The sequence below is a fragment of the Pseudomonas sp. IC_126 genome (assembly GCF_004331835.1).
Taxonomy (GTDB): Bacteria; Pseudomonadota; Gammaproteobacteria; order Pseudomonadales; family Pseudomonadaceae; genus Stutzerimonas.
On record NZ_SJSS01000011.1, the window covers coordinates 1 to 5,154 of the forward strand.

Annotated in this window: 2 tRNA genes and 3 rRNA genes; all 5 read left to right on the plus strand. The window is 52.3% G+C overall.

Annotated features, from left to right (window positions below):
- A 16S ribosomal RNA gene (locus tag E0D86_RS21220) occupies positions 1-1,448 on the plus strand; the annotation flags it as partial.
- A gap of 91 nt (positions 1,449-1,539) precedes the next feature.
- A tRNA-Ile gene (locus E0D86_RS21225) sits at positions 1,540-1,616 on the plus strand.
- Between the two features lie 30 nt (positions 1,617-1,646).
- Positions 1,647-1,722: transfer RNA gene (locus tag E0D86_RS21230), tRNA-Ala, on the plus strand.
- A gap of 251 nt (positions 1,723-1,973) precedes the next feature.
- Positions 1,974-4,864, plus strand: a 23S ribosomal RNA gene (locus tag E0D86_RS21235).
- Positions 4,865-5,020: 156 nt separating this feature from the next.
- Positions 5,021-5,136 (plus strand): 5S ribosomal RNA (gene rrf / locus E0D86_RS21240).
- Positions 5,137-5,154: the final 18 nt, after the last annotated feature.

Below are 5,154 nucleotides of genomic sequence, written 5' to 3' on the forward strand. Positions count from 1 at the left end.
GATTCAGCGGCGGACGGGTGAGTAATGCCTAGGAATCTGCCTGGTAGTGGGGGACAACGTTTCGAAAGGAACGCTAATACCGCATACGTCCTACGGGAGAAAGCAGGGGACCTTCGGGCCTTGCGCTATCAGATGAGCCTAGGTCGGATTAGCTAGTTGGTGAGGTAATGGCTCACCAAGGCTGCGATCCGTAACTGGTCTGAGAGGATGATCAGTCACACTGGAACTGAGACACGGTCCAGACTCCTACGGGAGGCAGCAGTGGGGAATATTGGACAATGGGCGAAAGCCTGATCCAGCCATGCCGCGTGTGTGAAGAAGGTCTTCGGATTGTAAAGCACTTTAAGTTGGGAGGAAGGGCAGTAAGTTAATACCTTGCTGTTTTGACGTTACCGACAGAATAAGCACCGGCTAACTTCGTGCCAGCAGCCGCGGTAATACGAAGGGTGCAAGCGTTAATCGGAATTACTGGGCGTAAAGCGCGCGTAGGTGGTTTGTTAAGTTGGAAGTGAAAGCCCCGGGCTCAACCTGGGAACTGCTTTCAAAACTGGCAAGCTAGAGTATGGCAGAGGGTGGTGGAATTTCCTGTGTAGCGGTGAAATGCGTAGATATAGGAAGGAACACCAGTGGCGAAGGCGACCACCTGGGCTAATACTGACACTGAGGTGCGAAAGCGTGGGGAGCAAACAGGATTAGATACCCTGGTAGTCCACGCCGTAAACGATGTCGACTAGCCGTTGGGATCCTTGAGATCTTAGTGGCGCAGCTAACGCATTAAGTCGACCGCCTGGGGAGTACGGCCGCAAGGTTAAAACTCAAATGAATTGACGGGGGCCCGCACAAGCGGTGGAGCATGTGGTTTAATTCGAAGCAACGCGAAGAACCTTACCAGGCCTTGACATGCAGAGAACTTTCCAGAGATGGATTGGTGCCTTCGGGAACTCTGACACAGGTGCTGCATGGCTGTCGTCAGCTCGTGTCGTGAGATGTTGGGTTAAGTCCCGTAACGAGCGCAACCCTTGTCCTTAGTTACCAGCACGTAATGGTGGGCACTCTAAGGAGACTGCCGGTGACAAACCGGAGGAAGGTGGGGATGACGTCAAGTCATCATGGCCCTTACGGCCTGGGCTACACACGTGCTACAATGGTCGGTACAAAGGGTTGCCAAGCCGCGAGGTGGAGCTAATCCCATAAAACCGATCGTAGTCCGGATCGCAGTCTGCAACTCGACTGCGTGAAGTCGGAATCGCTAGTAATCGTGAATCAGAATGTCACGGTGAATACGTTCCCGGGCCTTGTACACACCGCCCGTCACACCATGGGAGTGGGTTGCTCCAGAAGTAGCTAGTCTAACCTTCGGGAGGACGGTTACCACGGAGTGATTCATGACTGGGGTGAAGTCGTAACAAGGTAGCCGTAGGGGAACCTGCGGCTGGATCACCTCCTTAATCGAAGACTTCAGCTTCTTCATAAGTTCCCACACGAATTGCTTGATTCACTAGCGAAAAGCGATTGGGTTTCGACCCGAGAGAGACGATTGGGTCTGTAGCTCAGTTGGTTAGAGCGCACCCCTGATAAGGGTGAGGTCGGCAGTTCGAATCTGCCCAGACCCACCAATTGTCATGGGATGTGGCCGATCTGTAGATGGGGCCATAGCTCAGCTGGGAGAGCGCCTGCTTTGCACGCAGGAGGTCAGCGGTTCGATCCCGCTTGGCTCCACCATTACTCGAAAATCGCTGAAAGCACAGAAATGAATGCGTTCCAATCGGAGCGGATTGATTTCTGGTCTTTGCGCCAGTAACTGTTCTTTAAAAATTTGGGTATGTGATAGAAGTAGATTTGGGTAATTACTTTCACTGGTAGTTATTCAAGTCAAGGTAAAATTTGCGAGATGCTCGAGAGAGCAAAATGCGGATTTTCGGCGAATGTCGTCTTCACGTTATAGACAGTAACCAGATTGCTTGGGGTTATATGGTCAAGTGAAGAAGCGCATACGGTGGATGCCTTGGCAGTCAGAGGCGATGAAAGACGTGGTAGCCTGCGAAAAGCTTCGGGGAGTCGGCAAACAGACTGTGATCCGGAGATGTCTGAATGGGGGAACCCAGCCATCATAAGATGGTTATCACACACTGAATACATAGGTGTGTGAGGCGAACCAGGGGAACTGAAACATCTAAGTACCCTGAGGAAAAGAAATCAACCGAGATTCCCTTAGTAGTGGCGAGCGAACGGGGACTAGCCCTTAAGTTGATTTGAGATTAGCGGAACGCTCTGGAAAGTGCGGCCATAGTGGGTGATAGCCCTGTACGCGAAAATCTCTTATCAATGAAATCGAGTAGGACGGAGCACGAGAAACTTTGTCTGAATATGGGGGGACCATCCTCCAAGGCTAAATACTACTGACTGACCGATAGTGAACCAGTACCGTGAGGGAAAGGCGAAAAGAACCCCGGAGAGGGGAGTGAAATAGAACCTGAAACCGTATGCGTACAAGCAGTGGGAGCCTACTTTGTTAGGTGACTGCGTACCTTTTGTATAATGGGTCAGCGACTTATTTTCAGTGGCGAGCTTAACCGAATAGGGGAGGCGTAGCGAAAGCGAGTCTTAATAGGGCGTCTAGTCGCTGGGAATAGACCCGAAACCGGGCGATCTATCCATGGGCAGGTTGAAGGTTGGGTAACACTAACTGGAGGACCGAACCGACTACCGTTGAAAAGTTAGCGGATGACCTGTGGATCGGAGTGAAAGGCTAATCAAGCTCGGAGATAGCTGGTTCTCCTCGAAAGCTATTTAGGTAGCGCCTCGTGTATCACTGCTGGGGGTAGAGCACTGTTTCGGCTAGGGGGTCATCCCGACTTACCAAACCGATGCAAACTCCGAATACCAGCAAGTGTCAGCACGGGAGACACACGGCGGGTGCTAACGTCCGTCGTGAAAAGGGAAACAACCCAGACCGTCAGCTAAGGTCCCAAAATCCTGGTTAAGTGGGAAACGATGTGGGAAGGCTTAGACAGCTAGGAGGTTGGCTTAGAAGCAGCCATCCTTTAAAGAAAGCGTAATAGCTCACTAGTCGAGTCGGCCTGCGCGGAAGATGTAACGGGGCTCAAACCAGGTACCGAAGCTACGGGTTCATCGTAAGATGAGCGGTAGAGGAGCGTTGTGTAAGCCTGTGAAGGTGAGTTGAGAAGCTTGCTGGAGGTATCACAAGTGCGAATGCTGACATGAGTAACGACAATGCGAGTGAAAAACTCGCACGCCGAAAGACCAAGGGTTCCTGCGCAACGTTAATCGACGCAGGGTGAGTCGGTCCCTAAGGCGAGGCTGAAGAGCGTAGTCGATGGGAAACGGGTTAATATTCCCGTACTTCTGGTTACTGCGATGGGGGGACGGAGAAGGCTAGGCCAGCTTGGCGTTGGTTGTCCAAGTTTAAGGTGGTAGGCAGAGATCTTAGGTAAATCCGGGGTCTTAATGCCGAGAACTGATGACGATCCTTCTTTTAGAAGGAGAAGTGGTTGATGCCATGCTTCCAGGAAAAGCCTCTAAGCTTCAGGTAATCAGGAACCGTACCCCAAACCGACACAGGTGGTTGGGTAGAGAATACCAAGGCGCTTGAGAGAACTCGGGTGAAGGAACTAGGCAAAATGGCACCGTAACTTCGGGAGAAGGTGCGCCGGTGAGGGTGAAGGGTTTACCCCGTAAGCTCATGCCGGTCGAAGATACCAGGCCGCTGCGACTGTTTATTAAAAACACAGCACTCTGCAAACACGAAAGTGGACGTATAGGGTGTGACGCCTGCCCGGTGCCGGAAGGTTAATTGATGGGGTTAGCGCAAGCGAAGCTCTTGATCGAAGCCCCGGTAAACGGCGGCCGTAACTATAACGGTCCTAAGGTAGCGAAATTCCTTGTCGGGTAAGTTCCGACCTGCACGAATGGCGTAACGATGGCGGCGCTGTCTCCACCCGAGACTCAGTGAAATTGAAATCGCTGTGAAGATGCAGTGTATCCGCGGCTAGACGGAAAGACCCCGTGAACCTTTACTATAGCTTTGCACTGGACTTTGAATTTGCTTGTGTAGGATAGGTGGGAGGCTTTGAAGCGTGGACGCCAGTTCGCGTGGAGCCATCCTTGAAATACCACCCTGGCAACTTTGAGGTTCTAACTCTGGTCCGTTATCCGGATCGAGGACAGTGTATGGTGGGTAGTTTGACTGGGGCGGTCTCCTCCTAAAGAGTAACGGAGGAGTACGAAGGTGCGCTCAGACCGGTCGGAAATCGGTCGTAGAGTATAAAGGCAAAAGCGCGCTTGACTGCGAGACAGACACGTCGAGCAGGTACGAAAGTAGGTCTTAGTGATCCGGTGGTTCTGTATGGAAGGGCCATCGCTCAACGGATAAAAGGTACTCCGGGGATAACAGGCTGATACCGCCCAAGAGTTCATATCGACGGCGGTGTTTGGCACCTCGATGTCGGCTCATCACATCCTGGGGCTGAAGCCGGTCCCAAGGGTATGGCTGTTCGCCATTTAAAGTGGTACGCGAGCTGGGTTTAGAACGTCGTGAGACAGTTCGGTCCCTATCTGCCGTGGACGTTTGAGATTTGAGAGGGGCTGCTCCTAGTACGAGAGGACCGGAGTGGACGAACCTCTGGTGTTCCGGTTGTCACGCCAGTGGCATTGCCGGGTAGCTATGTTCGGAAGAGATAACCGCTGAAAGCATCTAAGCGGGAAACTTGCCTCAAGATGAGATCTCACTGGAGCCTTGAGCTCCCTGAAGGGCCGTCGAAGACTACGACGTTGATAGGTGGGGTGTGTAAGCGTTGTGAGGCGTTGAGCTAACCCATACTAATTGCCCGTGAGGCTTGACCATATAACACCCAAACAATTTGATGTTTGCGTGTCAGACGGTTGAAGTCGACAAACAAACCGAAAAGACGCATCGCTCGCAAAGCGAACCGAAACACAGCAACACCATCACATACCCGATTCGCTGCAACGGCTAAACCCCGAGGCAGCAACCGAATTGCTTGACGACCATAGAGCGTTGGAACCACCTGATCCCATCCCGAACTCAGCAGTGAAACGACGCATCGCCGATGGTAGTGTGGGGTCTCCCCATGTGAGAGTAGGTCATCGTCAAGCTTCTACACCAAACCCCCG